This window comes from Methylicorpusculum oleiharenae (assembly GCF_009828925.2).
GTDB lineage: Bacteria > Pseudomonadota > Gammaproteobacteria > Methylococcales > Methylomonadaceae > Methylicorpusculum > Methylicorpusculum oleiharenae.
The window spans coordinates 3,865,188-3,890,014 of the sequence record NZ_WUTY02000001.1; the positions used below are offsets into that span (position 1 = coordinate 3,865,188).

24 protein-coding genes, 1 tRNA gene and 2 pseudogenes are annotated in these 24,827 nt (G+C 44.3%); 3 read left to right on the forward strand and 24 right to left on the reverse strand.

The features are described from left to right. Positions 1-93: 93 nt before the first annotated feature. From pnp to nrdR, 17 genes and pseudogenes are all read right to left on the reverse strand, one after another. Positions 94-2,178 carry a polyribonucleotide nucleotidyltransferase gene (gene pnp, locus GO003_RS17440; protein WP_159654533.1) on the reverse strand — a complete coding sequence of 695 codons (2,085 nt, stop codon included), beginning with the start codon at positions 2,176-2,178 and terminating at the stop codon, positions 94-96. 89 nt (positions 2,179-2,267) lie between these two features. Then, a complete protein-coding gene (rpsO, locus tag GO003_RS17445) occupies positions 2,268-2,537 on the reverse strand; it encodes a 30S ribosomal protein S15 (protein ID WP_159654535.1) in 270 nt (89 codons plus the stop codon). A gap of 143 nt (positions 2,538-2,680) precedes the next feature. Continuing rightward, positions 2,681-3,580, reverse strand: coding sequence for a tRNA pseudouridine(55) synthase TruB (gene truB / locus GO003_RS17450; RefSeq protein WP_159654537.1), 900 nt, complete (start codon positions 3,578-3,580; stop codon positions 2,681-2,683). A gap of 6 nt (positions 3,581-3,586) precedes the next feature. Further along, positions 3,587-3,949, reverse strand: coding sequence for a 30S ribosome-binding factor RbfA (gene rbfA, locus GO003_RS17455; protein ID WP_159654539.1), 363 nt, complete (start codon positions 3,947-3,949; stop codon positions 3,587-3,589). A gap of 5 nt (positions 3,950-3,954) precedes the next feature. Then, positions 3,955-5,742 (reverse strand): annotated as a pseudogene (infB, locus tag GO003_RS17460) (translation initiation factor IF-2); the annotation flags it as partial. A gap of 530 nt (positions 5,743-6,272) precedes the next feature. Next, positions 6,273-6,585 (reverse strand): annotated as a pseudogene (locus GO003_RS26660) (translation initiation factor IF-2 associated domain-containing protein); the annotation flags it as partial. 14 nt (positions 6,586-6,599) lie between these two features. After that, positions 6,600-8,114: a transcription termination factor NusA gene (gene nusA / locus GO003_RS17465; protein WP_159654543.1), complete on the reverse strand. Its 1,515-nt coding sequence runs from the start codon at positions 8,112-8,114 to the stop codon at positions 6,600-6,602. After that, on the reverse strand, positions 8,104-8,589 hold the full coding sequence (gene rimP / locus GO003_RS17470; RefSeq protein ID WP_159654545.1) for a ribosome maturation factor RimP: 486 nt from the start codon (positions 8,587-8,589) through the stop codon (positions 8,104-8,106). The genes nusA and rimP overlap by 11 nt, the downstream gene beginning before the upstream one ends. A 121-nt stretch (positions 8,590-8,710) precedes the next feature. After that, positions 8,711-8,787: transfer RNA gene (locus GO003_RS17475), tRNA-Met, on the reverse strand. A gap of 219 nt (positions 8,788-9,006) precedes the next feature. Further along, positions 9,007-9,519 (reverse strand): phosphatidylglycerophosphatase A family protein, encoded by a 513-nt coding sequence (locus GO003_RS17480; RefSeq protein ID WP_159654547.1) that lies wholly within the window; start codon positions 9,517-9,519, stop codon positions 9,007-9,009. After that, entirely contained in the window at positions 9,500-10,438 is a 939-nt protein-coding gene (gene thiL / locus GO003_RS17485; RefSeq protein ID WP_159654549.1) for a thiamine-phosphate kinase, read from the reverse strand. The genes GO003_RS17480 and thiL overlap by 20 nt, the downstream gene beginning before the upstream one ends. After that, entirely contained in the window at positions 10,425-10,883 is a 459-nt protein-coding gene (gene nusB / locus GO003_RS17490; protein ID WP_159654551.1) for a transcription antitermination factor NusB, read from the reverse strand. The genes thiL and nusB overlap by 14 nt, the downstream gene beginning before the upstream one ends. Beyond that, positions 10,883-11,362, reverse strand: coding sequence for a 6,7-dimethyl-8-ribityllumazine synthase (ribH, locus tag GO003_RS17495; protein ID WP_159654553.1), 480 nt, complete (start codon positions 11,360-11,362; stop codon positions 10,883-10,885). Before ribH ends, nusB begins: the two co-directional genes overlap by 1 nt. A gap of 83 nt (positions 11,363-11,445) precedes the next feature. Further along, complete coding sequence (gene ribBA / locus GO003_RS17500) at positions 11,446-12,558, reverse strand: bifunctional 3,4-dihydroxy-2-butanone-4-phosphate synthase/GTP cyclohydrolase II (RefSeq protein WP_159654554.1); 1,113 nt, start codon at positions 12,556-12,558, stop codon at positions 11,446-11,448. Beyond that, complete coding sequence (locus GO003_RS17505; RefSeq protein WP_159654556.1) at positions 12,555-13,223, reverse strand: riboflavin synthase; 669 nt, start codon at positions 13,221-13,223, stop codon at positions 12,555-12,557. Before GO003_RS17505 ends, ribBA begins: the two co-directional genes overlap by 4 nt. Positions 13,224-13,240: 17 nt before the next feature. Then, on the reverse strand, positions 13,241-14,302 hold the full coding sequence (ribD, locus tag GO003_RS17510) for a bifunctional diaminohydroxyphosphoribosylaminopyrimidine deaminase/5-amino-6-(5-phosphoribosylamino)uracil reductase RibD (RefSeq protein WP_159654647.1): 1,062 nt from the start codon (positions 14,300-14,302) through the stop codon (positions 13,241-13,243). A 33-nt stretch (positions 14,303-14,335) separates the two neighbouring features. Beyond that, entirely contained in the window at positions 14,336-14,788 is a 453-nt protein-coding gene (nrdR, locus tag GO003_RS17515; protein ID WP_159654558.1) for a transcriptional regulator NrdR, read from the reverse strand. A gap of 315 nt (positions 14,789-15,103) precedes the next feature. Between nrdR and GO003_RS17520 the strand changes: the two genes are divergently transcribed. Beyond that, positions 15,104-15,736, forward strand: a complete 633-nt coding sequence (locus GO003_RS17520; RefSeq protein ID WP_159654560.1) for a class II aldolase/adducin family protein — start codon at positions 15,104-15,106, stop codon at positions 15,734-15,736. A gap of 53 nt (positions 15,737-15,789) precedes the next feature. Continuing rightward, positions 15,790-16,047 (forward strand): glutaredoxin 3, encoded by a 258-nt coding sequence (grxC, locus tag GO003_RS17525; RefSeq protein WP_159654562.1) that lies wholly within the window; start codon positions 15,790-15,792, stop codon positions 16,045-16,047. A gap of 4 nt (positions 16,048-16,051) precedes the next feature. Here grxC and GO003_RS17530 read toward each other — a convergent pair whose 3' ends face one another. Then, complete coding sequence (locus tag GO003_RS17530) at positions 16,052-16,636, reverse strand: PilZ domain-containing protein (RefSeq protein WP_159654564.1); 585 nt, start codon at positions 16,634-16,636, stop codon at positions 16,052-16,054. A 402-nt stretch (positions 16,637-17,038) separates the two neighbouring features. On the opposite strand from GO003_RS17530, the gene GO003_RS17535 reads away from it, so the two are divergent. Further along, positions 17,039-18,067 (forward strand): GGDEF domain-containing protein, encoded by a 1,029-nt coding sequence (locus GO003_RS17535; protein WP_159654566.1) that lies wholly within the window; start codon positions 17,039-17,041, stop codon positions 18,065-18,067. 28 nt (positions 18,068-18,095) lie between these two features. Here GO003_RS17535 and GO003_RS17540 read toward each other — a convergent pair whose 3' ends face one another. The 6 genes from GO003_RS17540 to accD all read right to left on the reverse strand — a co-directional run bounded on the left by GO003_RS17540 (position 18,096) and on the right by accD (position 24,802). Further along, positions 18,096-19,277 carry an O-succinylhomoserine sulfhydrylase gene (locus GO003_RS17540; RefSeq protein ID WP_231089051.1) on the reverse strand — a complete coding sequence of 394 codons (1,182 nt, stop codon included), beginning with the start codon at positions 19,275-19,277 and terminating at the stop codon, positions 18,096-18,098. Between the two features lie 18 nt (positions 19,278-19,295). Further along, positions 19,296-20,804, reverse strand: a complete 1,509-nt coding sequence (gene purF / locus GO003_RS17545) for an amidophosphoribosyltransferase (RefSeq protein WP_159654570.1) — start codon at positions 20,802-20,804, stop codon at positions 19,296-19,298. A 25-nt stretch (positions 20,805-20,829) separates the two neighbouring features. Further along, positions 20,830-21,321: a CvpA family protein gene (locus GO003_RS17550; RefSeq protein WP_159654572.1), complete on the reverse strand. Its 492-nt coding sequence runs from the start codon at positions 21,319-21,321 to the stop codon at positions 20,830-20,832. A 179-nt stretch (positions 21,322-21,500) separates the two neighbouring features. Beyond that, on the reverse strand, positions 21,501-22,562 hold the full coding sequence (locus GO003_RS17555) for an SPOR domain-containing protein (RefSeq protein WP_159654574.1): 1,062 nt from the start codon (positions 22,560-22,562) through the stop codon (positions 21,501-21,503). 12 nt (positions 22,563-22,574) lie between these two features. Next, positions 22,575-23,840, reverse strand: a complete 1,266-nt coding sequence (gene folC / locus GO003_RS17560) for a bifunctional tetrahydrofolate synthase/dihydrofolate synthase (protein ID WP_159654576.1) — start codon at positions 23,838-23,840, stop codon at positions 22,575-22,577. Positions 23,841-23,872: 32 nt separating this feature from the next. Continuing rightward, on the reverse strand, positions 23,873-24,802 hold the full coding sequence (gene accD / locus GO003_RS17565; protein WP_159654578.1) for an acetyl-CoA carboxylase, carboxyltransferase subunit beta: 930 nt from the start codon (positions 24,800-24,802) through the stop codon (positions 23,873-23,875). Positions 24,803-24,827: the final 25 nt, after the last annotated feature.

A 24,827-nucleotide genomic window follows, 5' to 3' on the forward strand; every position in this document is an offset into this window, starting at 1 on the left:
TTTGAACGCAGATGCACAATTCAAATGAGAAAGAAAAGAGCAAAAAAAAGGGCCTGTTAAGGCCCTTTTTACTAGCTGGCTAATTCGAAATCATTATTCACTGATATCGACTGCTTTCATGCTGAGTCTGACCCTGCCCTGGCGATCAATTTCCAGAACTTTAACCCGGACAACATCACCTTCATTCAGTTTATCGCTGACTTTATCAACATGTTCATCTGAAATTTGCGAAATATGAACCAAACCGTCTTTGCCAGGCAGAATAGTTACAAATGCACCAAAGTCCATCAAGCGGGCAACTTTTCCTTCATAGGTTTTACCGACTTCGACTTCAGCGGTGATTTCTTCTATCAACCGGCGCGCTTCTTCTCCCGCCTGTTTATCAACCGAAGCAATTTTTACGATACCGTCATCGGTCAAATCGATGCTGGCTCCGGTTTGCTCAGTCAAACTTCTAATTGTCGCCCCGCCCTTACCGATGACTTCGCGAATTTTGCTGGGGTCAATTCTAATAGTAATAATACGAGGCGCGAAATCTGACATCTGTTTTCTGGTTTCAGAAAGCGCTTTATTCATCTCGCCCAGAATATGGATACGACCAATTTTGGCTTGATCCAAAGCGGTTTTCATAATTTCCGCGGTAATACCATCAATTTTGATATCCATTTGCAAGGCGGTTATACCGTCTTCCGTTCCTGCTACTTTGAAATCCATATCACCCAGGTGATCTTCATCACCCATGATGTCGGACAAAACAGCAAAATTGTCGCCTTCTTTGATTAACCCCATAGCAATGCCGGCTACAGGTGCTTTAGTAGGAACACCGGCGTCCATCAAGGCCAAACTGCTACCGCACACGGATGCCATGGAACTGGAACCGTTCGATTCGGTAATTTCCGAAACGATGCGGATGACATAGGGGAATTCATCCATATTCGGTAATATGGCTTGAACGCCACGCTTAGCCAAGCGGCCATGACCAATTTCACGACGTTTCGGTGATCCGACAAAACCGGTTTCGCCTACGCAATACGGAGGGAAATTGTAATGCAGCATAAAGCTTTCTTTATACTCGCCACCCAATGCATCGATAATTTGTGAGTCGCGCTCCGTTCCCAGTGTGGCTACAACCAAGGCCTGGGTTTCACCACGAGTGAATAAGGCAGAACCGTGAGCGCGAGGTAAAACGCCGGTACGGACTGAAATAGGTCTGACGCTGTCCAGATTACGGCCATCGATACGCTTGTGTTCGTTAATAATCGAACTGCGGACAATTTTCTTTTCCAGCTTTTCGATAATTGCGCGAATGTCTTTTTCTGAATATTGATCGTCAGCCGTCAGTTTGGCGACAACAGCGCTTCTGATTTCTTTTAATTGATCTTGCCGGGTCAGTTTTTCAGCAACTTGATATGCAGCTTTAATATCAGCTTCAATCGAATCGGACACTAATTTTTCCAATTCACTGTTTGCGACGGGAGCCTGCCAGTTAATCAAGGGTTTATTGACCGTTTGAGCAAACTCTTTAATGCCGGCTATAGCTTGTTGCATTTGCTCATGACCAAACAGAACAGCGCCGAGCATAATTTCTTCGGTTAAGCTTTGGGCCTCTGATTCAACCATCAATACAGCATGTTCGGTACCGGCAACAACTAAGGACAATTGCGATCCTTTAAGAGCCGTTACTGATGGATTCAACAAATATTGATCATCTTGATAGCCCACTATAGCTGCGGCAACCGGACCATTGAACGGCAAGCCGGAGATAGCTAATGCGGCTGATGAGCCCAATAATGCAGGAATTTCGGGGTCAATCTCAGGATTAAGAGACATGACCGTTGCAACGATTTGAACCTCGTTGGTGTACTCGTCAGGAAAAAGCGGCCTGATAGGTCTATCGATTAAGCGTGAAGTAAGCGTTTCTTTCTCGCTAGGTCGTCCTTCGCGTTTGAAAAAACCACCTGGAATTTTTCCTGCGGCATAGGTTTTTTCTTGATAGTTCACAGTTAATGGAAAAAAATCTCCGCCAACGTTTGCATCTTTTTTTCCAACGACTGTGACGAGAAGGGTAGTCCCTCCCATGTTAATAATTACTGCACCGTCGGCCTGGCGGGCTATTTCACCGGTTTCAAGTGTGACGAGCTGGTCGCCGTACTGAAATTCTTTCCTAACAAGAGTCACTATAAGGTTCCTTTATGTTAAAGGTTATAAATTAAGTCATTATGTAACCGCAAAGAACGGCACACAGGTGCCGTTCTAAGTCTGATCATTTATTTACGCAAACCTAAGCGATCTATTAATGAACGATAGCGATTCAGATCTGTTTTCTTCAAGTAGTCCAATAATTTACGACGCTGATTAACGAGACGTAATAAGCCGCGACGTGAATGATTGTCTTTTTTGTGTTCTGCGAAGTGAGGCGTCAAATGAACAATCCGCGCAGTCAACAAGGCGACTTGGACTTCAGTAGAACCGGTATCGGTTTCTGATAAACGATATTCTTCAACGATTGCTTTTTTGTGTTCAGCAGTAAATGGCATTGATAATCCCTATAGATTAACGAAATAAAAAAAGTCATTTTTTCATGACTGGGGTTCACATTGTTTCCACAATAGGGTGTAGAAACAGATGTTTTTTGGGTCTGCTATTAATCAGACACCTTTGTTCTGTGAATACCGAGTATTCAGTTTAAGTTAAATATTTTTTTAGGCGCTAGTTTACCATCCAAAGATAATTCACCCAACCCCAAAAAGTTCTGCAGATTGTAGATGCGAACCTTACCTGTGCGATGTTCATCAAAGTTCACAGCTCTTCCTTGTTTTAATCGTTCGGCTTGTTCTTCGCTCACTTGAACGGAGTCCATAAATTCAAGGGGTTTGTCCATTGGGACAAGTGCAAGCCTTAAGCCATCCAACGACAAGTCCAGCAACTGTTCTATCGTCAAGGCATCGTCAATTTTGAAGCAACCGGCTTCCAATCGGCGCAGTTCATTGACAGTCCCGCCACAACCGAGGTAAAGACCGATATCTTCTGCCAGCGTTCTTATGTAAGTCCCTTTTGAGCACCAGACATCAAGGGTCAGCGTATCGGTTGTTTTATCAAGCAGATCAATTTTATAAAGGGTGATACGCCTGGCTTTACGTTCAACGGTGACACCTTTCCTTGCCAACTCATACAGTTTTTTTCCCTGATGTTTCAAAGCGGAGTACATCGGTGGAATTTGCTCAATTTCACCCGTGAAATGGAGCAAACACTGCCTGATTAATTGATCATCAAGCACCGGCACCACGGCAGTTTGAATAACAGCCCCTTCCCTGTCTCCCGTTTCGGTTACAACGCCTAACTGGATTACAACCCGATAGCATTTGTTATCATCCAGCATAAATGAAGACACTTTTGTGGCTTCGCCAAAACACAGCGGCAGCAGTCCGGTCGCCAATGGATCAAGACTGCCGGTATGACCCGCTTTATTCGCATCAAAAAGCCTTTTTACTTCCTGAAGGGCTTTGTTGGATGAAACGCCGCTGCGTTTATCAAGCAATATAATGCCGTGAACTGCCTGTCCTGATTTTCGTCTAGCCATCAAACATCAATCTTGCTTAGTGTCAGGTAAATCACTCAGCAGTTCAGCGACCCGCATGCCGTTTTCAAAAGACGTGTCATAATAAAATCTGAGCTCCGGTACTATGCGCAGTCGCATTCGTTTTGCAAGCTCACTTCTTATAAAGGGCGCCGAGTCATTGAGATACTTCATACTTTGCTTTCTTTCGTCACCTTCCTTATTCAGGATGGTGACGTAAATTTTAGCAACAGCCAGATCCTTGTTTGTTTCAACATCATTAATCGTCACAAAACCCAAACGAATCCTGTCCAGCTCTCTTTGAAGAATCAAAGCCAGTTCTTTTTGAATCTGTGATGAAACACGGGCGTTACGACCAAATTCTCTAGCCATTCTCGTTACAATTCCCGTTTGACTTCAATACGTTCAAATACCTCAATCTGGTCTCCGGCTTTAACATCGTTGTAATTTTTCACACCGATACCACATTCCATGCCCATTTTCACCTCGCTGACATCGTCTTTGAAACGGCGCAGTGACTCTAACTGTCCTTCATAGATGACCACATTGTCCCGTAATACGCGGATAGGAAGATTGCGCTTAACATTGCCTTCAATCACCATACAGCCTGCGATAGCACCAAATTTCGGGGAACGGAACACATCGCGCACTTCGGCCAAACCAACGATATTTTCTTTGATTTCCGGTGCCAGCATGCCATTGATTGAGCTTTTAATTTCATCAATCGCATGGTAGATCACACTGTAGTAATGCAGATCGATATCTTTTTCTTCAATCAGCTTGCGTGAAGTTGCGTCGGCACGCACATTGAAACCAATCAGTATTGCACCGGATGCAAGGGCCAGGTTAGCGTCGCCTTCGTTAATGCCGCCGACACCACCGTAAATGACCTTAACTTCAACTTCCTCACTTGACAAGTTAACCAACGATTCTCTTAAAGCTTCCAGACTGCCTTGAACATCGGTTTTGATCACCAGATTAAGTGATGCGATCTCACCGGTAGCCATGCGAGAAAATACCTGATCGAGTTTAGCGGCCTGTTGAGCTGCCATTCTGCTGGTTTTACTTCTATCCTCACGGTGTTCTGCCAACTCTCTGGCGGCACGCTCATTTTGAACCACTAAAAACTCATCGCCAGAGTTGGGAGTTCCGGATAGTCCTAAAATTTCAACCGGCGTACTGGGGCCTGCTTCTTTAAGGTTTTTCCCATTTTCGTTAAACATGGCTCTAACACGGCCATATTCGTAACCGCAAAGGACAAATTGACCTTTCTGTAATGTGCCTTTTTGTACCAGAACGGTAGCGACCGCTCCCCGTCCTTTATCAAGTCGTGATTCAATCACAATACCCGAAGCAGAGCCTTCAACTGGAGAGGTTAATTCTAAAATTTCAGTCTGAAGAATCAATGCCTCGATCAAATCATCTATCCCTTCACCGGTTTTTGCAGAAACCTTGATGAACTGGACATCACCACCCCATTCTTCGGGTATGACATTAATGACGGACATTTCCTGCATGACTTTTTCAGGGTTAGCCTGCGGCTTGTCAATTTTATTGACCGCTACAATGATAGGCACATTGGCTGCCCTGGCGTGCTCAACCGCTTCTTTGGTTTGCGGCATGACGCCATCATCGGCTGCTACCACAACAATAACAACGTCAGTCAGTTCTGCACCGCGAGCCCGCATGGCGGTAAACGCCGCGTGACCCGGAGTATCCAGAAAAGTGACTGAGCCATGGTCAGTAACAACCTGATAAGCACCTATGTGCTGGGTAATACCGCCCGCTTCGCCTGCAGCCACCCGAGTTTCACGAATATAATCGAGTAACGAGGTTTTTCCGTGGTCAACATGGCCCATGATCGTGACAATCGGTGCTCTGGGCAATTCCCTGCGGTTTTCTTCTTTCAATTCGGCCAGGATTTCAGCTTCAAGATCATCATCGCTTTGCAGGATGGCTTTATGCCCCATTTCTTCAACCAGCAAGACGGCTGTATCCTGATCAATTGCCTGATTAATGGTCGCCATAATACCCAGCTTCATTAATTGTTTAATTAATTCAGCTGCCTTGACGCTCATTTTTTGAGCTAAATCGGAAACAATAATATGTTCCGGAATAGTCACATCTCTGACTACCGGTAAAACCGGTTTTTCGAATTGATGCTTGGCATCCGACGATTGATTTCCTCGGTCTTTCTGTTTCGATTTCTTTTTGCCGGTGCGTCTACCCTCGCTATCTATTTCCTGAATAACGGGTTTACGTTTTTTCTGGCTTTCCACTTTAGCCGCAGCCAGTTGCCTGACTTTTTCAGCGTTACGCTCGACAGCTTCTTCATGCCGTTTTTGACGGTCAACCGTCTTCTTGCGCTCTTCTTCGGCTTTTTTGTTTTTCTCTTTTTGTTCTTTGCTTATTTCAATGATAGGAACGACTTCTTCTGCTGCCTCAGGAATAATCTCTTCGTCATATTCCACTTTAACCACAGGCTCAAGGGTCACAGAAATTTCGGATTGAACTGCCGTTTCGGGCGAAGCAACCACAGGGTGTGATAAATGAACTGATTTATCTTCTGCCGACACATCAATCGCAAGACCGGGCTTAACTGATTTCGCAACAATCTCGGGTGATGCTGACGCTTCTAATAAATTAGTTTTTTCGGCCTCAGTCTCTTTATGATCATCGACGCTGGCTGTATCAGTGCGCTTGATGTAGGTTTTCTTTTTACGGACTTCGACGCTGATCGTTTTTGCTGCACTACCCGGTCCGGTATTTTGCTTGATTTCGCTAACCTTGCGTCGTTTGAGCGTAACGCGGGTGGGTGTGCTTTCAATTTCGCTAATGGACTTGCCATGTCGTTTGCGCAAATGTATCAATAACTTGACCTTTTCATCTTCTTGAATGACATCATCAGGGGCACTTGCAGACAAACCTGCTTCCTTCAGTTGCTCTAATAATTTTTCAAGAGGTATGCCTACTACCTCAGCTAACTGCCGTACTGTTTTATCGCTCATATCTTACCCTCGTCCTATACGCCTTGATCTCCAGCAAACCAAGGCTCTCGTGCCTTCATAATTAGTTTTGCCGCTCGTTCTTCATTTACATCAGAGAATTCCAGCAGATCATCAACTGACTGATCCGCCAGATCTTCCATGGTCAAAATTCCGTGACTGGCCATTTCATAAGCCAAATCTTTATCCATGCCTTCCATTTCAAGCAAATCGCTTGCTGGTTCGGCAGCCTCAATTTTCTCCTCTGAAGCAATTGCGCTAATTAAAAGTGCATCTTTGGCCCGATTTTTAAGCTCTTCAACCAATTCCTTGTCAAATTCCTCAATTTCAAGCATTTCATTGACCGGTACATAGGCAATTTCCTCGATTGAATTAAAACCTACTTCAACCAGGATGGAAGCCACCTCATCATCTACACCCAATTCATCTATAAACAATTTCTTGGTTATTTCAGCCTCCGCTCCGCTGGAAGCTTCTGCTTTGGATGCATCGATAACATTCAATTCCCATCCGGTTAGCTCTGTCGCTAACCGAACGTTTTGTCCGCCTCGGCCGATGGCCTGAGACAGATTATCTGATTTTACCGCCAAATCCATGCAGTGTTTGTCTTCATCGATAATGATGGATTCAATTTCAGCCGGCGCCATTGCGTTAATTACAAATTGGGCTTCGCTGTCATTCCACAGAATGATATCAATTCTTTCACCTGCCAATTCATTCGAGACTGCTTGAACTCTGGATCCTCTCATGCCAACGCAGGCACCGACCGGATCCAGACGCGGGTCATTAGCTTTAACAGCAATTTTTGCGCGTGAGCCAGGGTCTCGAGCCGCGCCTTTAATTTCAATCATGCCTTCACCGACTTCAGGCACCTCTAATCTAAATAAAGCTATCAATAATTCAGCCGCCGCACGACTGACGAATAATTGGGGGCCTCTTTGTTCGGAGCGTACCGCTTTTAAATACCCTCGTACCCGGTCGCCAATGCGAACCGATTCACGGGGGATCATATCTTCTTTAGAAATATAAGCTTCTACGTGCCCACCCAGATCGAGATAGATACTGCCTTTTTCAATTCGCTTGACGATACCTGTAATCAGTTCACCCACTCTGTCTTTATAGGCTTCAACGATCTTTTGACGCTCAGCCTCCCTCACTTTATGGATAATGACTTGCTTGGCCGTTTGGGCGGCAATGCGGCCAAATTCTATCGAGTCAATCTGTTCCTCTATGACATCGCCAACCTCGGCATCACTTTTTATTTTTCTGGCATCATCCAGCAAGAGTTGAGTGTGGGGAAATTCCAAGTCATTTTCAAATCGTGAATCCGGCTCCACCACTTCCCAGCATCTGAAAGTGTCGTAGTCGCCTGTTTTGCGATTAATACTGACCCGAGATCTAATATTGTGACTGTAGCGCTTGGAAGTTGCAGCCTCCAGTGCCGATTCTACGGCTTGAAAAACTGTTTCTTTATCGATTTCCTTTTCATTGGAAAATACATCAACCATTAATAAAATTTCTTTATTTGCCACTGCGCACTCCTTTATTTTTTAAATACTCAGGCGCCAGACGCGCTTTACTCATCGCTTCAAATGGAACCTCAAAAATCTGCTCATCTTCCTGAAGAAAGATGTTTTGGCCTTCAACCTTGATGATGAGGCCTATTATTTTTTTTCTTTTTTGAATAGGACTGAACAGGTTAACCTGAGCCAGACTGCCTATAAAACGTTCAAATTGTTCCACTTTAAAAAAAGGTCTGTCTTCACCCGGTGAAGAAACTTCCAATTGATAATTTCCTTGTATGGGGTCTTCGACATCCAGCATGCCACTGACTTGGTGGCTTACCCGGGAACAGTCATCAACCAGAATGCCTTGATCACTGTCGATATAAATTCTCAACAGGCCATGCCGAGGATGAGGATTGTATTCAATCCCAACGCATTCATAGCCTAGACCTTCCACAATTGGTTCAATTAAATTAACCAAATGCTCAGGAGCCTGTTTCATATTGCTGCCTCATTTTCTCTCGCACATAAAAAAAGAGCCAAAGGCTCTTCCTTAAAAAATATCAAGGGCTCAAGCAAAAGCCCTAAAAAGCAAAAAGCCCCAAAAGGGGCCTTTTAATATCTGGTAGCGGGGGCAGGATTTGAACCTACGACCTTCGGGTTATGAGCCCGACGAGCTACCAAGCTGCTCCACCCCGCGATTGATTTGTGCATTATAAGCGCTTTTTCAGATTAAGCAACTCATTTATTTTATATTAGTAAATCCCCGGTTGATGACAAACAAGGGTAGGCGTAAGCTTTGCGAGGATGTCGGCAGAGGGATGCTGCCGTCAAGCCCCCACGGATGGGTCTACGTCGCTCCTCGCAAGGCTTAAACCCACATTAAAAATTCAAACTGGGATGGCTAATTTTATACCTGTTAAATAACGGACTGGTCATTAAAAATAAAGAGCATTATCAGACAGGATATCCCGCCTGCAATGATGTCATCCAGCATGATACCAAGGCCGCCATTGATTTTCTTGTCAGCCCAACTGATCGGCCAAGGCTTGAAGATATCAAACCAGCGAAAAAGCACAAAACCTATTAAGACTGCCATCCATGACGGAGGAATAAACAACAGTGTAATTAAAAAACCGCCTATTTCATCCCAGACGATCCCACCAAAATCATGTTCACCCAATTTTTTGGCCGCATAGTCACAAAAATAGATTCCGGCCAGATTGATTAAAATGACCAGAAAACCATAAAGCCAGGGATCTAACGCCGATAGCGCCCAATAGATCGGAATAGCCGCGAGTGTACCCATTGTGCCGGGCGCTTTTTTGGATAGCCCCGAACCGAAACCAAAGGCAAGAAACAAAAAGGGGTCTCGCAAAATTTCTGATCGCGATAACTTATTTCGTCCGGCTTCATGTAGAAAAATGCTCAAAACCTTTTACCTTTAATGAATCAATCAAGCCATTACGTGAAATTCTTATGCCGGGCTCCGACTCGATGATGCCGATTTGTGTGCAGGCAAATTTCAGAAGATCTGCTTTTTCAGGCGCAACGGTAAAACAAAGCTCATAATCATCACCTGAACAGAAAGGAAATGACCAGTCGTCAGTTTCCTTCAGGTATTTATTAACACCGGCAGATAATGGAATCCGATCAAAATCAAGGCGTGCGCCAACTGAACTCAGCTCCAGAATATGCCCCAAATCGGCAGCCAAGCCATCGGAAATATCGATGCAGCTATTGGCAACAGTGCGCAATGCAATGCCCTCCTGCACTCTGGGCATTGGACAATTAAAACGTTGCAAAGCCATTTGGCAGTCTATTTTAGTCAGATGTTGGGCCATTTTGAGACCCAAGCCGGCATCACCAAGACTGCCGGTCATAAAGATCAAATCACCGGGCTTAGCTCCGGATCGGAGCAAGGCAAGTCCTGAAGGTATCAATCCCATGGCTTGAACTGTCAGGGTCAGCGGCCCGCTGGTTGTATCACCACCAATCAAGTCAACGCCAAATTGCGAAGCCAACGTCTGAAAACCGGCTGAAAACTCCGACAGCCACTTCTCATCGGCTTCCGGCATCGTCAAGGCCAGGCTCACTGCGATAGGTTCTGCACCCATCGCGGCCAAATCGCTTAAATTGACTGCCAGTAATTTGAATCCTAATTGCCTGGGATCTGTGCCACGCAAAAAGTGAACACTTTCCACCATCGTATCTGTGGTCACGGCCAATTGGTGGCCATCGGGCACCTTCAGCAGAGCGCAGTCATCACCAATACCCAGATGCGTGAATGAGCGATAATGTGTTTTACCGGCAAAAAAACGGCTGATTAAACTGAATTCAGTCAGCGCCACTTGTTTTTTTTGCCCCGCTATTTTTTATTTTTATCTCTCCCGCGCGTTGTTGTTGAGCGACTTTATCCAGAATACCGTTTACATAACGATGACTGCCTTCAGCGCCAAAGCATTTGGCTAAATTGATGCTCTCGTTGATAACGACCTTATAAGGCATATCAAGACGCAGAAGCAACTCATACACACCAATTCTCAGAATAGCCCGCTCGACAGGATCTATTTTTTCAATAGGCCTGTCGACAAAAGGCGTTAGTGCTTCATCAATTTTATCCAGTTGCGCCGGAACACCGTGAAAAATTTCATGAAAATAGCTCTTTTGGGCATCTTTAAGTCGGTCATCTTCGAGAAACTGCAGCTCAATCTGACTGAGATTCTGACCGGTCATCTGCCACTGATATAAGGCCTGCACAGCTGATTTTCGAGCATTGGTTCGAGCCTGACTCATTAAACGTTTTCCAGATTTTTGAATAAACTGACCATTTCCAATGCGGACATAGCCGCTTCAGCCCCTTTATTTCCGGCTTTTGTTCCCGCTCTTTCTATGGCTTGCTCAATCGAATCGACGGTTAATACGCCAAAACTGACGGGTATATCGTATTGCAGAGACACCATCGCCAAACCTTTCACACATTCACCGGCAACGTATTCGAAATGCGGAGTACCACCACGTATCACTGCACCCAGTGCGATTATCGCATCATATTTTTTAGTGGCAGCCGCTCGCTGCACCACCATGGGTAGTTCGAATGCGCCGGGAGCCTTGATCAAACAGAGATCGGCTTTGTCGGCGCCATGCCGAACCAGCGTATCAATAGCCCCCATTTCCAATTGCTCCACAATGAAGCTGTTGAATCTTGAGGCAACGATACAGAATTTTCCGCCTTTAGCAGACAACTGCCCTTCAAAGGTTTTTATAGCTGACATGGATACTCTCTAAATTTTAAATGTAAAAAAATGTCTTAAGCAGGTAAGCATTAGCGTGATAACTATTAATGAGCCCGGTTTATTTAACTGTCCTGATCTGCATAATCGGTCACTTCCAGATTGAAACCGGACAATCCCAGATACTTTTTCTGTGTTCCTATCACTTTTAACTTTCTGACACCCAGATCCGCTAAAATGCGTGAACCGGTTCCGGTCATACGCCAATTGTCTGTGCCTACCATAGCGGGTTGCGGAGCAATGCCATTATCCTGCATCCGGTATTGATGAATATGTTCCACCAGGGATTTATTGTCTTCATTTTGGCGAATCACGACAATGACACCCTTGCCTGCTGCCGAGACAATCCGCATCGCTTCACGCAACGACACGCTATTTTCATTACGCTTTGATGAGAATAAATCATCCAGTAAATTGCGCGCATGGACTCTGACCAGAACCGGTTCATCCCCGGCGACTTTACCCATCACCAACGCCAGGTGTAACTTATTGTCATTCCTGTCCTGGTATGCATAAAGACGGAAATCACCAAACTCAGTTGGAAAATTACATTCGCTGATTCGCTCAAGTGTATTTTCGTTTTGTATCCGGTAATGAATTAAATCGGCAATGGTGCCGATTTTTAATTGATGTTGATCTGCAAATTTCTCAAGATCAGGACGCCTTGCCATGCTACCGTCATCGTTTAAAATTTCAACAATAACGGAGGCCGGCTCTACGCCTGCAAGCCTTGCCAGATCGCACCCAGCTTCCGTGTGACCAGCCCGGTTCAACACGCCGCCGGATTGCGCCATTAATGGAAAAATATGCCCCGGCTGGACTAAATCTTCGGCTTTTGCATCGGTTGCTACGGCACATTGAATCGTTCTGGCCCGGTCAGCCGCAGAAATACCGGTTGTTACACCGGTAGCGGCTTCAATAGAGACGGTAAAATTAGTCGAATGGGCCGTTTTATTTTCGTTGACCATCAACGGCAGCCGCAACTGTTTGCACCGCTCAGTCGTTAAGGTCAGACAAATCAATCCTCTACCGTAACGCGCCATAAAATTGATATCCTCGGATCTGACGAATGAGGCAGCCATGACCAGATCGCCTTCATTTTCCCTATCCTCATCGTCCATGATAATGACCATTTTGCCTTGGCGCAGGTCCTCTATAATTTCTTCTATGGTATTCATTGATGTTTAAAAAATCCGCTGTTTATGAGCAATTGTTCGGTAACACCGCCCGTATATTCTGATGACTCGGCACTACCGCCCTGGAGTAAGCGCTCCATGTAACGAGCCAGAAGATCCACTTCCAGGTTGACTTTTGTACCAATGTGACTGGTACCCAATGTTGTTTCCTTTAGTGTATGAGGCACGATATTAATACCAAACACGGCGCCTTCAACTTCGTTAACCGTCAAACTGATGCCATCAATACAGATAGATCCTTTTTCGGCAATATATTTGGCAATTGTATTGGGTGCCTCGACACGAAAACGCCAGGAACGCCCGTCTGATTTTTTATCGAGAATCGTGCCTATGCCGTCGACATGACCACTGACAATATGACCGCCCATCCGGGTCGAGGGCGTTAATGCCAGTTCCAGATTGACAGGCGAACCTGTTTTAGCTTCATTTAGCGTTGTGCGAGACAGCGTTTCATTAGACACATCGGCAATAAAATAATCAGTACCCAGTTCTACCGCCGTCAGACAGACACCGTTAACCGCGATACTATCGCCGAGCTGAACCGCAGACATCGGCAACTTGCCCGTTTGAATCTTAAGACGGACGTCACCCTCTTTAGGCGTGATGGCCGAGACCTGCCCTATTGCCAAAATAATACCTGTAAACATGGCTTCTTTAATGTTGCTTAAATTAATTGAGTCAAACTGAGCCGGAGATCGGGACCAACAGGCCGAACATCAACCAGTTTGAGTTGTTTTCTTCCGGCCATACCGGTCAACTCGGGCAGCGAAAATAATCCCCGACCTTTATCGCCCAATACACACATTGCCTGGTAAACAATCCATTCATCGACGCAGTTTTGCTTCAGTAAGGCACCGTTTAAAATTGCCCCCGCCTCAATGAGCAACTCGTTGATTTGCAGGGTCCCCAAAAATTTTAATGCGGCAGACAAATCAACAACTGCACCTTGTTGGCCGATTCTGACAATTTCACAACCGGACTGTTCCAGTAATTGTGCTTTTTTTTCATCATCACAACAGGTTAAAACAACCGTGCGCCCAGGAATTTTTAACATGTTCGCGTTGACAGGCATTTTTAACTGCGAATCCAGAACCACGCGTAATGGCTGCACCAGCGGTTTATCAATGCGGGCATTCAATTGCGGGTCATCAGCCAGAACGGTATTGATTCCGGTCATAATAGCTGAGCTTCTCGCTCTAAGCTTATGAACATCGGACCGGGCCTGTGGCGAGGTAATCCATTTGCTTTCGCCGCTGGCCAGCGCAGTCCGCCCATCCAGACTCATGGCCAATTTACTGCGAATATACGGCAAGCCCGTCTGCATCCGCTTGATGAAGCCAGGATTAAGCTTTTGGGCATCTTCTTCCAAAACATGACAACGAACTTCAATGCCCGCCGCTCTTAAATTTGAGATACCTCGTCCGGATACCAGCGGATTGGGGTCTTGCATGGCGACAACAACACGAGCGACTTTTGCACTGATCAAAGCCTCCGCGCAAGGTGGCGTCTTACCATAGTGACTGCAGGGCTCCAGGGTCACATAAGCTGTGGCACCGGATACGTCGCCCGCATTTTTTAGCGCCTCTACTTCAGCATGTCCCTCACCGGCCTTTTTGTGCCAGCCTTCACCCAAAATCTGTCCGTCTTTAACTAAAACACAACCAACGCGTGGATTAGGGTCAGTTGTGTATACGCCTTTTTGGGCAAGCTTGATTGCTCGCGCCATCAGCTCAGCATCGATATCCAGCAACAGATCTTCTCACTTTTTTTGTAGATGATTGATCATATCAGTGAATTCACTGATATCCTGAAAACTGCGATAGACAGAGGCAAAACGGACAAATGCGACATGATCCAGTTCGCTTAATTCTCGCATGACTTTTTCCCCTAACTCATTGGCAGTCACTTCACGTTCGCCTTTCGCCATCAGCTCTTTTTTGATCCTGTTGATGGCCGCTTCAATAGCATCGCTGCCTACCGGTCTTTTTTCCAGAGCCCTCAACATGCCGGAACGCAGCTTGTTTTCATCAAAAGGTTCTCTTGCCCCGCCTCGTTTTACAATTCTTGGCAAGCTTAATTCGACAAACTCATAAGTAGTGAATCGTTCTTTACAGACAATGCATTCACGCCGCCTGCGTACTTGGTCGCCTTCGTTAGAAAGTCTTGAATCAACGACCCGGGTGTCTTGTGTCCCACAAAATGGACATCGCATAATCAACTACCAATAGTAATGCTGCATGGTATCTGCTTACCCTCTCCAATTTTAGTGGGTGTAGGTGGTTGATTGAAAAGGCTTCCGCAACAGGGATGTTGCAGAGAGCTACAGGGACGTATTCACGCGTCCTTTGAATCATTCACCTACCCTCTTAATTCAAAGCGGGCCAGTAGTTACGCTGTTTGAGGCTAAGTCGTTTAAAACCGAGCATTTTATCTTAATTAACCTTAAAATTCTGAAAATTGTTCATCCTTTGTTTGCATTGGTTAAACTACAACGCATTTTGAAAGCGGTCATCCATTCTTCGACACCATGAACGAACCAGAAGGCGTTATCAAATTTGAGCTTCATCATGCTCATGCCCCTTTACCTGCCGGAATTGACCTGCGTCCTATTAATGCCTGGCGAACACTATTTCACCGGTTAGGACTGATCGGTCAAAACCCGGAAAGATACGACGGATACGGATTTGGCAATATCAGCTTCAAATCAGACAATACAATGGATCAATTCATTATTAGCGGCACTCAGACGGGGCATCTTGAAGCATTGGAAACTGAGCATTATTGCATGGTCACTGGCACTGAAATAATAAAGAACCGTTTAACCTCAACCGGTTTATCAAAACCGTCATCGGAAGCACTGACGCATGCCAGTGTTTATCAACAAGATCCTGAAATTAAAGCTGTAATTCATGTTCACAGTCCTGAGCTGTGGATAAAAACCAGAGAGTTAGGGCTTCCTTATACGCCGATTTCAGTTTTATACGGATCGCCGGAAATGGCCGTAGCGGTTAAAGAATTATTTACCGGCGGGCAACTGGACACTTGTTCAATATTCAGCATGCAAGGCCATGAAGACGGTATTGTTGCGTTCGGCCGATCTCTTGAAGTAGCGGCCTGGGCTCTGATAAATTGTTGGATTAAGTCGAAGTGCATTGAATAAATTAATGCATATCCCTAAAATGAAATGACTCTTTAAATATGGAATTAAATGACATGCCTGACATTCAAATTTATACATCGACGATCTGCCCTTATTGCATTATGGCCAAACGATTGCTGGATAAAAAAGGCGTTCGCTATATCGAAATGAATGTCGACGAAAAGCCTGAATTACGACTGGAAATGATGCAGCGAACTAAACGGCGAACCGTGCCTCAAATTTATATCGATAACTATCATGTAGGGGGTTACGACGATCTCTATGCATTGGAAAGGGAGAAAAAACTGGATAACCTGCTGAAGATTCAGTGATTCTTTATTCGCTCGACAAGTAGCGTAAGCCCATAAACAGACCTTGACCGGTAATTTCTGATTTTACCCAGCACACCTTAGCCAGCGCTCTTATATTTAAAGCTTCGGAAAATAATTTAACGACCACTCCGGGTATTAAACTTTCGTCTCCCTGTACCAAATGAATCATCAGACCATCCACTGATACATTTTTACCCTCGAACTCAATACGTTTGTTTTTCAATAACATATAACCGCTAAAATGTTGTTGCTTCCGGTAATATTGCCTTTTTAGCCAAATTTTTTCAGCGTTATAAATGACATCTTTAAATTCAAGCCCAATTAATGTTTTGCCGTTTTCCTGGCGAAGCCAGATTATTTCGGCTTCGCCCGTCAGCATTAAATCTTTGACGAAGATTTCAGCGTGAGATGTTTCGGCCAGACACGCTTCAAAATCTTCATAACATGACAGCAGCAGCCCTGGTAACACTTCAATAGAAATGCCCTTGACCGACACATCATGACTGATAAAGTCCAGCACCTCTCCTCCTAAATACAGTTGCCCTGAAGAAGTAAAGTTTTTTCTATATTCTTTTCGATCTTGGAACATTATTGAGTTACCAGTTTCTGAAATCTTCTTGATTGAGATAAAGATAGCTTAATCTCATTTATTGACTAGAATTTCCTTTACTAAAAGTAACAAAATCTGTTAAGGAACTGACTGCTTTTTTTAAGCGTTTATCGTCGCTGAATGAATATTGATATCGGTTCACCTCTACAATTTTATGGGGTGTAGGTGGTTGATTAAAAAAGCTTTTTGCAACAGTAATGTTGCAGAGATATACAGGAACGCATCCAGTCTCCCTTTTGAAATCAATCACCTATACACTCAATTAAAAGCGGGCTAATAATTACGAATTTTGTTTATTTTTATGAATAGGATTGAAAAAATCTAAAGCCATCAAAGAACGACTTGTTTTAATTGATTTTCAACCACAGACGATCCAATTTAATGTCCATTATTTCCAGTTATAACCATACATTCGAAGAAAACAGTCATTATTTACGACAGATCATACAGATAATGGCAAACCATAGAATATCTGCTGATCCTATTAATTATTCTGTTTGGTATGAATATGTAACCGGCAAAAATAAACTTTTAAATCAGGCTATTGATAACTGGCGAGATAAAAATCAACCGTTTGATCAGGCTTTTGCACTTGAACTGTATAAAAAATTTATTTGCAGCAGTTCGATAGAAGCCTTTGAAAAAATCAACAACGAATTTATCAGCTTAATGAATAACACGGCTCAAACTGTCGAAGCCTCGAGCTTAAAGGCATCAGCGGCAACAATCAGTTTTCAGGAAAAATCAAAGCTGCTTGAAAACATCAACAGCCGAGATGATCTTAAACAACTCCTAGCTGAAATCGTTATTGAAACGAATGGCCTGACGGTAACAAGTCAGGATTTACAATCAAAACTCGACAAAGCAAAAGAAGAAATAGAGGAATTACGCATTGAATTGGTCCAGGTTAAAGAAAGCGCATCCTGCGATGCATTAACAGGTTTGTTAAACAGAGGATTTTTTGACACAACTTTAGAGCATTTGGTTAATAAGAATAAACACACCAAGATGTGCTTAACGCTGCTTGATCTGGATCATTTTAAGAAAGTTAATGACACCTATGGTCACTTGGTCGGCGATAAAGTACTTAAATTTACTGCCAAATTAATCAAACAACACACAGAAGATGCCCATTTCGCAGCCCGATTCGGAGGAGAAGAAATGGCAATTATCATGCCTGACACACATATTCAAAAAGCATTAACAGTAGCCGAAAATATTAGATCCACTTTGGAAAAAAGCCGATTGAAACGAAAAGATAACAGCGAATCTATCGGCGTGATAACGGTATCGATTGGTATCGCCTCTTTGAGGCCTGATGATACTGTAGAAAGCCTTATCACGCGTGCTGATGAAGCCCTTTACAAAGCGAAGGGCAACGGCAGAAATCAGGTAGTTCTTGAATCATGAATCCATTGCCGCAATTTCTTAGAGACAATTAACCGTTTGTAAGGCCTGGTAACAAATCATTCTTGATATCTTCGATATTTTCCAAGCCAACGGAAATTCTTACCAGACTGTCCTTGATTCCGGCTGCCTGTCTTGCTTCCGGTGACAAGCGTCCGTGAGTCGTGGTTGCCGGATGCGTTATTGTCGATTTTACATCCCCCAAATTGGCCGTTATCGAAATCAGTTGCGTTGAGTCAATCAATGACCATGCTTTTTCTTGCCCGCCTTTTACTTCAAAACTGACAATTCCTCCGAAATGCTTTTGCTGCTGCTTAGCCAACTCATGTTGGGCATGATGCGCAAGACCGGGGTAATGCACTTTTTCAACACTTTCCTGGTGTTCCAGCCAGTTAGCTAATTCAAAGGCATTATCACAATGTGCTTTCATTCGGATCGACAAGGTTTCAAGACCGCTCAGAAAGACCCAGGCATTGAATGGACTCATCGTCGCACCGCCCGTGCGCAGATAAGGATAAATGCTTTTTTCAATAATCTCATCACTGGCAACTATTGCGCCCCCGACACAACGCCCATGCCCGTCAATATATTTAGTGGCAGAATGCACGATAATATCAGCCCCCATATCCAGGGGCTTTTGAAGGGCAGGCGTACAAAAACAGTTATCTACTACCAGTAAACAGTCGTTCCTGTGGGCTATTTCAGCAATTTTTGTTATGTCGGCTATTTCAATCAAAGGATTGGAAGGGGTTTCCAAAAATAAAAACCGGGTGTTCGGCTTTATTGCGGCCTCCCATGCCGATAAATCGGTCAAATCGACAAAGTCTGTTGTTACTCCGAACTTTCCAAAATAATTTTGAAACATTAAAACGGTATTGCCGAATACACTTCTGGATACTACGGCATGATCACCGGCTTTTAATAAACCCATACCCACCGCCATAATGGCAGCCATTCCTGATGCAAATGCCAAACAGCGCTCACCATTTTCCATCAGTGCCAATCTTTGCTGAAAAGCATTAACGGTTGGATTTGTGAAGCGTGAATAAATATTTCCGGGTTGTTGACCGGTAAATCTTAACGCCGCTTCCCGGGCACTTTTAAAAACATAACTTGACGTGGTAAATATAGAGATACTGTGCTCATCCTCTTGAGTCCGGTTATGCCCCGCTCTTATCGCCAGTGTTTCGTCTAGGTACTTTTTTGTTTCCATATCCTGTGTCATCTAAGGTCAATCTGAATTCTGCATGCCAATAATGAAATTTTCTGAATTTCGCATTATTTGCGCACCATCATTACGCAGCTTTTCAATTTTTTCCAAATAGGCATCATCAATATCACCGGTGATATATTCTTTACTGAAGCAGGATGTATCAAAATGCTTGATATTACGGTTACCGCGTCTAACTGCTTCAATTAAATCATCAAGATCCTGATAGATTACTTTATCTGCGCCGATCGCCTGGCAAATCTCATCTTCGGTGCGGTTATGCGCGATCAACTCCCGGGCGGCAGGCATATCGATTCCATACACATTAGGATACCTGACCGGCGGAGCCGCCGATGCAAAATAGACTTTTTTAGCGCCTGCATCCCTCGCCATCAGAATAATCTGTTCGGATGTGGTACCTCTAACAATGGAATCATCGACCAATAATACGTTTTTACCTTCAAATTCCAGATCGATAGCGTTTAATTTCTGCCGAACCGATTTTTTACGCATTTGCTGGCCGGGCATGATAAACGTCCGTCCTATGTACCGGTTTTTAATGAATCCTTCGCGAAACTTTACGCCCAGGCGGTTGGCTAACTGCAGCGCGGCAGTCCGGCTGGTATCCGGGATGGGGATGACAACATCAATGTCATGATCAGGCCATTCACGTATGATTTTATCGGCCAGCTTTTCCCCCATTCTAAGACGGGCTTTATACACCTGAATATCGTCAATAATGGAGTCCGGCCGGGCAAAGTAAACATATTCAAAAATACACGGACAGTGGTCCACCAAGGCAGAGCACTGCTTGGTATGGAGAATGCCGGATTCCTCTATAAATACCGCTTCACCGGGTTCAATATCTCTGATCATGTCAAAACCCAGAACATCCAGAGCCACGTTTTCCGAGGCGATCATAAATTCCGAACCGCTTTCGGATTTGCGCTCGCCAAAAACAATAGGCCTTATACCGTGAGGGTCCCGAAATCCCAGAATGCCGACACCGGCGATCATCACCACAACCGCATAAGCACCGCGGCATCGTTCGTGAACCTTGGTTACTGCCGTAAATACATCTTCTACACTGAGCTTCAGTTTTTTCAGCTCTTGAAGTTCATGAGCAAACACATTTAACAATACTTCCGAATCCGAATCGGTATTGATATGACGCTGATCTTCAACAAACAAGGCCTGCTTCAACTCTTCGGTATTGGTCAGATTGCCGTTGTGAGCCAACGTCAAACCAAAAGGAGAATTAACGTAAAAAGGTTGGGCTTCAGCAGAGCTTGTGCAGCCGGCAGTAGGGTAACGGACATGGCCAATGCCCATATTTCCTTTTAGTTTCAGCATGTGACTGTTACTGAACACATCTCTGACTAAGCCATTGTCTTTGCGCAGATGCAATCGGCCGTTTTCGCAGGTCACAATTCCTGCTGCATCCTGGCCTCTGTGCTGAAGCACAGTCAAAGCATCATATAATTCCTGACTGACATAACGATGAGAAACAATACCGGCGATACCACACATCTTAGAGCCTTAATTTCTGGAACGGTTAATGATAATTCACATAGCCGGCCAAACCGGAAGGAAGGTGTTCCCTGATCCAGATGGCCAATGTTTGAAATGGGGGGATTAAAATGGATTCTTTCCACCAGGGGTCTTCCGGTAAAGAGGTTAAGCCCGCCAGCATAATACATAAAGAGACAACAACAAGACCGCGTCCTGCACCAAAAATCATACCTGCAAAACGATCAGAAATCGTAAGTCCAGTCTTGTTAATTAATTCAGTCAACAGCAATTCAATAACACCGCCCACTAACAGTGTCGTAAAAAAAAGGATACCAAATGCCATGCCAATTCTTGCTATTGGCAGTTCAATAGCCGGTTGCAGCCAAACTGACAACTCACTGCTAAAAATCAGTCCTATGCAAATCCCTATGACCCACATTGAAAGTGCCAGCGCTTCTTTCAAAATTCCACGTAAAAGACCCATCACCAATGAAATACCAACCAAACCAATAATGGTGTAATCAACCCAGATCATCATTGCCTGTTACCTTGATAAAGCTGTCGTTTTTCTGATACCGCTCACTGATACTGTTCTGTTTCCAATGATTATTTAAAGCAGGGATATTGACGTTCTTTGTTAGCTTTTAATAGAGAATGCGTTAAAACTATAAATCCTATTTGCTAACAACCCTCGAATCAACCCCAACTTATCTTCTACTCGGCTTTTAACAGCGTGGAAGAATTTGTAACTTTGTCGAGTTTAGCTTTCATCTCCTCTGCTTTTTTCTTGTTCAATTCAGGTCCTGCTTTTAAGCGGTAAGCTTTTCCCTTTGATGTCGTAATTTCATCAAAATTGACAGAAAATCCCTTGCTGCGCAATTTATCTCTTAACGCAACCGCATTTTCTTGTTTAGTGAAAGTCCCCAACTGAACGAACCATCGGACGGATGCAGGAGGATTATCCGCCACGGATTTTTCAGCTTTCGCGGACAATGCTTTATCAACTTGCTGAGCAGGCGATTTGAGAGTATCTGATGCCGCAGGTTTACTTCCTCCGGTCAAAATACTCTTGAGTTTATGTTGTTGATCAAGTTTTGACTTAATAGTGACAGCCTTGTTTTTATCAGACTCCGGGCCGACCCTTAATCGATAAGCTTTACCTGCAGGTGTTCTTATTTCATCCAGTATGACAGGAAACCCATCGGCTTTTAATTTGTTATACAAGGTAGAAGCATTTTCCTGCTTACTAAAGCTTCCCAGCTGTATATACCAGCCGGTTGCATCCGGAACGGCAGACGAGACTGCCGGGGTATTTAACGGCTCCTGCACTGGATCAATACTAGCGTCTGCTAAAGTTGTGAGCGGATCATTTTCAGAGACCCCGGCTTGTGATGATGTTTTTGTGTCCGGTTGAACAGTCTGGACTTGAGGCGCGGCTCCTTCTCCTAGATCGCCAATCTCAGAATAATTCTGCCGAAAATCGGCAGTGTATTGTCCGGCGTCCTCGACATATTCTTCATTTAAGGGTAAATACTGATCCTCGCCATCTGGAACAATTACCTCATCATCAGCTTTTTGTTCTAATACCGCCTCGGCCGGGGGCACTTGTTGAGCGGTCTCTTCAAATGTCTGAACGGGTGGCTCAGGGATTGTCAGCTCATTAACAATTTGTCCGCTTTCGTCAACCGGATTATCGAATAACATAGGGATAAAGATTGCCGCCAAAGCAGTTATAACCGCGACGCCAATAAGCCTTTGTTTTAATTCCTGATCCATTATTAATAACCTCTATTCTAAACTGGCTAAGTATTCCGATACTAAAAAGAAAGAACCAAATATCAACACCAAATCACCCTCTTCTGCTACCTGATTAACCGCTAAAAAAGCGGACTTTGTATCGGCAAACCCCGTATGAACGAGCGGCACCGAGCAACTTGCAAATATTTCTTGCAACATAAAATCGGGCGCACTTCTGACATTGTTTATTAAAGGCGCACAAAACCAGTCAAACACGAAGGGCTTGATAATATTGATGATACCGGCAATATCCTTGTCTTTCATCACGGAAAAAACGGCACGCACACGCATCTGACTAAAGTTTTCCTTAAGATAATCAGCCAGAGTTTCGACTGCTTGGGGATTATGCGCCACATCAAGCAAGACCGGTATTTTACCCTCGATGTATTGAAATCTTCCGGGTAATTGAACCTGGGATATACCTTTGTTTAAAGCATCACGATCAACCGGAAGAGAAGTCTGCATTGCCGTGATTGCAGCAATTACTGTGGCAGCATTTCTGTATTGATGCTCCCCTTTTAAATTAGGTAAAGGCAAATTGCTTATCTGAACTTGCTCGCCAAACCAATTCCATCCATGCGGGTGCTTCTCGAAGTAAAAATCCTGATTTATGAAGCTGACTTTTGCACCACTTTCATCTGCGCAGATTTTAAGCGATAAGGGAGGAACAGGATCACCGACAACGGCAGTCACATTCCTTCTAAAAATGCCGGCTTTTTCTCTGCCAATAGATTCGCGTGTATCACCTAGCCACTCAGTATGGTCAATGCCGATGCTCGTAATAATGGCCAAGTCAGTATCAATAATATTGACGGCATCCAGCCTGCCTCCTAATCCGACTTCCAGCAATTGCACATCCAGATCGAATTGAGCAAAGATATCCAATGCTGCCAAGGTACTAAACTCAAAGTAACTTAAAGATACATCGGATCGAACGGTGTCAATTCTCTCAAAAGCACTGCAAATAAGGTCATCCGATACAGGAATTCCGTTTATTTTGATTCTTTCGTTGTATTTGAGAATATGAGGCGAGGTGTAAGTGCCGACTTTGTAACCTTGAGCGATATAAATCGACTCCAAAAACGCGACAACTGAACCTTTGCCATTAGTACCGGCGATCGTTAACGTTACCGGTTTATTGTACTTCGGCTGCAAAGCACTGAAAACCTGTCCTACACGTTGCAAACCCAAATCAATAACGCGCGGGTGTAGGCTCTCCTGCCATTGCAGCCAGTCCTTCAAAGAATTAAATGACATGTTTATGAACTGATCAGGCGGGTACTAGATGACTATACCGTCTGTTCTTCAACAGCAACCTCATTATCTGAGCTTGGGATCTGGTTGTAACTGGTTGATTCAAGTTTTGACGCCATTAAAATAGACAAGATATCAGCAAGCTTATCCCTCATTTCACGGCGATCAATAATCATGTCAATAGCCCCGTGATCCTGAAGAAACTCACTTCTCTGAAACCCGTCAGGTAATTTTTCGCGCACAGTTTGTTCAATTACGCGGGGTCCGGCAAATCCGATCAGCGCATTGGGTTCAGCAACATTGATATCGCCCAACATGGCCAAACTTGCCGACACCCCCCCCATAGTGGGGTCAGTCATAAAGGAAATAAAGGGAATTCCCGCTTCAGAAAGACGCGTTAATGCGGCGCTGGTTTTTACCATCTGAAAAAGCGAAAACAGCGACTCCTGCATCCTCGCACCACCACTGGCAGTAAAAACGATAAAAGGGATTTTAAGTTCCAGGCTTTTATTAACACCTCTTACAAAGCGCTCACCGACGACAGAGCCCATTGAACCGCCCATAAAACCAAAGTCAAAAGCGGCAACAACGATGTCCTTTCCTTTTAATTTTCCTTTAACAACGACCAGCGCGTCGTTTTCCTTGGTTTGTTTTTGTGCTTGAGTAATTCGGTCTTTATATTTTTTACTGTCTTTAAATTTAAGCGGATCAGTAGGTTTTATGCCGGCCCCTATTTCTTCCTGATCATTCTTATCGAGAAATAGTTCAAGCCGGGTTCTTGCAGAAATGCGCATATGGTGTTCGCATTTTGGGCAAACACTGGCGTTTCTTTCCAGCTCCGTATTGTAAAGAATGGCACTGCAGCTGGGGCACTTGGTCCAAAGACCTTCTGGTACGGTGCCCTTTTTTTTGCTCGAACCTTCTGTTCTTATCGTTGAAGGTACTAATTTTTCAAACCAACTCATTTTGTCGAACTCCGGGTATAGATAT

Bases quoted from the DNA above. Each gene is read 5' to 3' on its own strand.
- rpsO (WP_159654535.1), bottom strand. From the start codon at position 2,537: ATGCCATTTACTGCTGAACACAAAAAAGCAATCGTTGAAGAATATCGT.
- truB (WP_159654537.1), bottom strand. From the start codon at position 3,580: ATGGCTAGACGAAAATCAGGACAGGCAGTTCACGGCATTATATTGCTT.
- rbfA (WP_159654539.1), bottom strand. From the start codon at position 3,949: ATGGCTAGAGAATTTGGTCGTAACGCCCGTGTTTCATCACAGATTCAA.
- rimP (WP_159654545.1), bottom strand. From the start codon at position 8,589: ATGAAACAGGCTCCTGAGCATTTGGTTAATTTAATTGAACCAATTGTG.
- nusB (WP_159654551.1), bottom strand. From the start codon at position 10,883: ATGAGTCAGGCTCGAACCAATGCTCGAAAATCAGCTGTGCAGGCCTTA.
- ribH (WP_159654553.1), bottom strand. From the start codon at position 11,362: ATGTCAGCTATAAAAACCTTTGAAGGGCAGTTGTCTGCTAAAGGCGGA.
- ribBA (WP_159654554.1), bottom strand. From the start codon at position 12,558: ATGAATACCATAGAAGAAATTATAGAGGACCTGCGCCAAGGCAAAATG.
- GO003_RS17505 (WP_159654556.1), bottom strand. From the start codon at position 13,223: ATGTTTACAGGTATTATTTTGGCAATAGGGCAGGTCTCGGCCATCACG.
- ribD (WP_159654647.1), bottom strand. From the start codon at position 14,302: ATGGCGCGAGCAATCAAGCTTGCCCAAAAAGGCGTATACACAACTGAC.
- nrdR (WP_159654558.1), bottom strand. From the start codon at position 14,788: ATGCGATGTCCATTTTGTGGGACACAAGACACCCGGGTCGTTGATTCA.
- GO003_RS17520 (WP_159654560.1), top strand. From the start codon at position 15,104: ATGAACGAACCAGAAGGCGTTATCAAATTTGAGCTTCATCATGCTCAT.
- grxC (WP_159654562.1), top strand. From the start codon at position 15,790: ATGCCTGACATTCAAATTTATACATCGACGATCTGCCCTTATTGCATT.
- GO003_RS17530 (WP_159654564.1), bottom strand. From the start codon at position 16,636: ATGTTCCAAGATCGAAAAGAATATAGAAAAAACTTTACTTCTTCAGGG.
- GO003_RS17535 (WP_159654566.1), top strand. From the start codon at position 17,039: ATGTCCATTATTTCCAGTTATAACCATACATTCGAAGAAAACAGTCAT.
- GO003_RS17540 (WP_231089051.1), bottom strand. From the start codon at position 19,277: ATGGAAACAAAAAAGTACCTAGACGAAACACTGGCGATAAGAGCGGGG.
- purF (WP_159654570.1), bottom strand. From the start codon at position 20,804: ATGTGTGGTATCGCCGGTATTGTTTCTCATCGTTATGTCAGTCAGGAA.
- GO003_RS17550 (WP_159654572.1), bottom strand. From the start codon at position 21,321: ATGATCTGGGTTGATTACACCATTATTGGTTTGGTTGGTATTTCATTG.
- GO003_RS17555 (WP_159654574.1), bottom strand. From the start codon at position 22,562: ATGGATCAGGAATTAAAACAAAGGCTTATTGGCGTCGCGGTTATAACT.
- folC (WP_159654576.1), bottom strand. From the start codon at position 23,840: ATGTCATTTAATTCTTTGAAGGACTGGCTGCAATGGCAGGAGAGCCTA.
- accD (WP_159654578.1), bottom strand. From the start codon at position 24,802: ATGAGTTGGTTTGAAAAATTAGTACCTTCAACGATAAGAACAGAAGGT.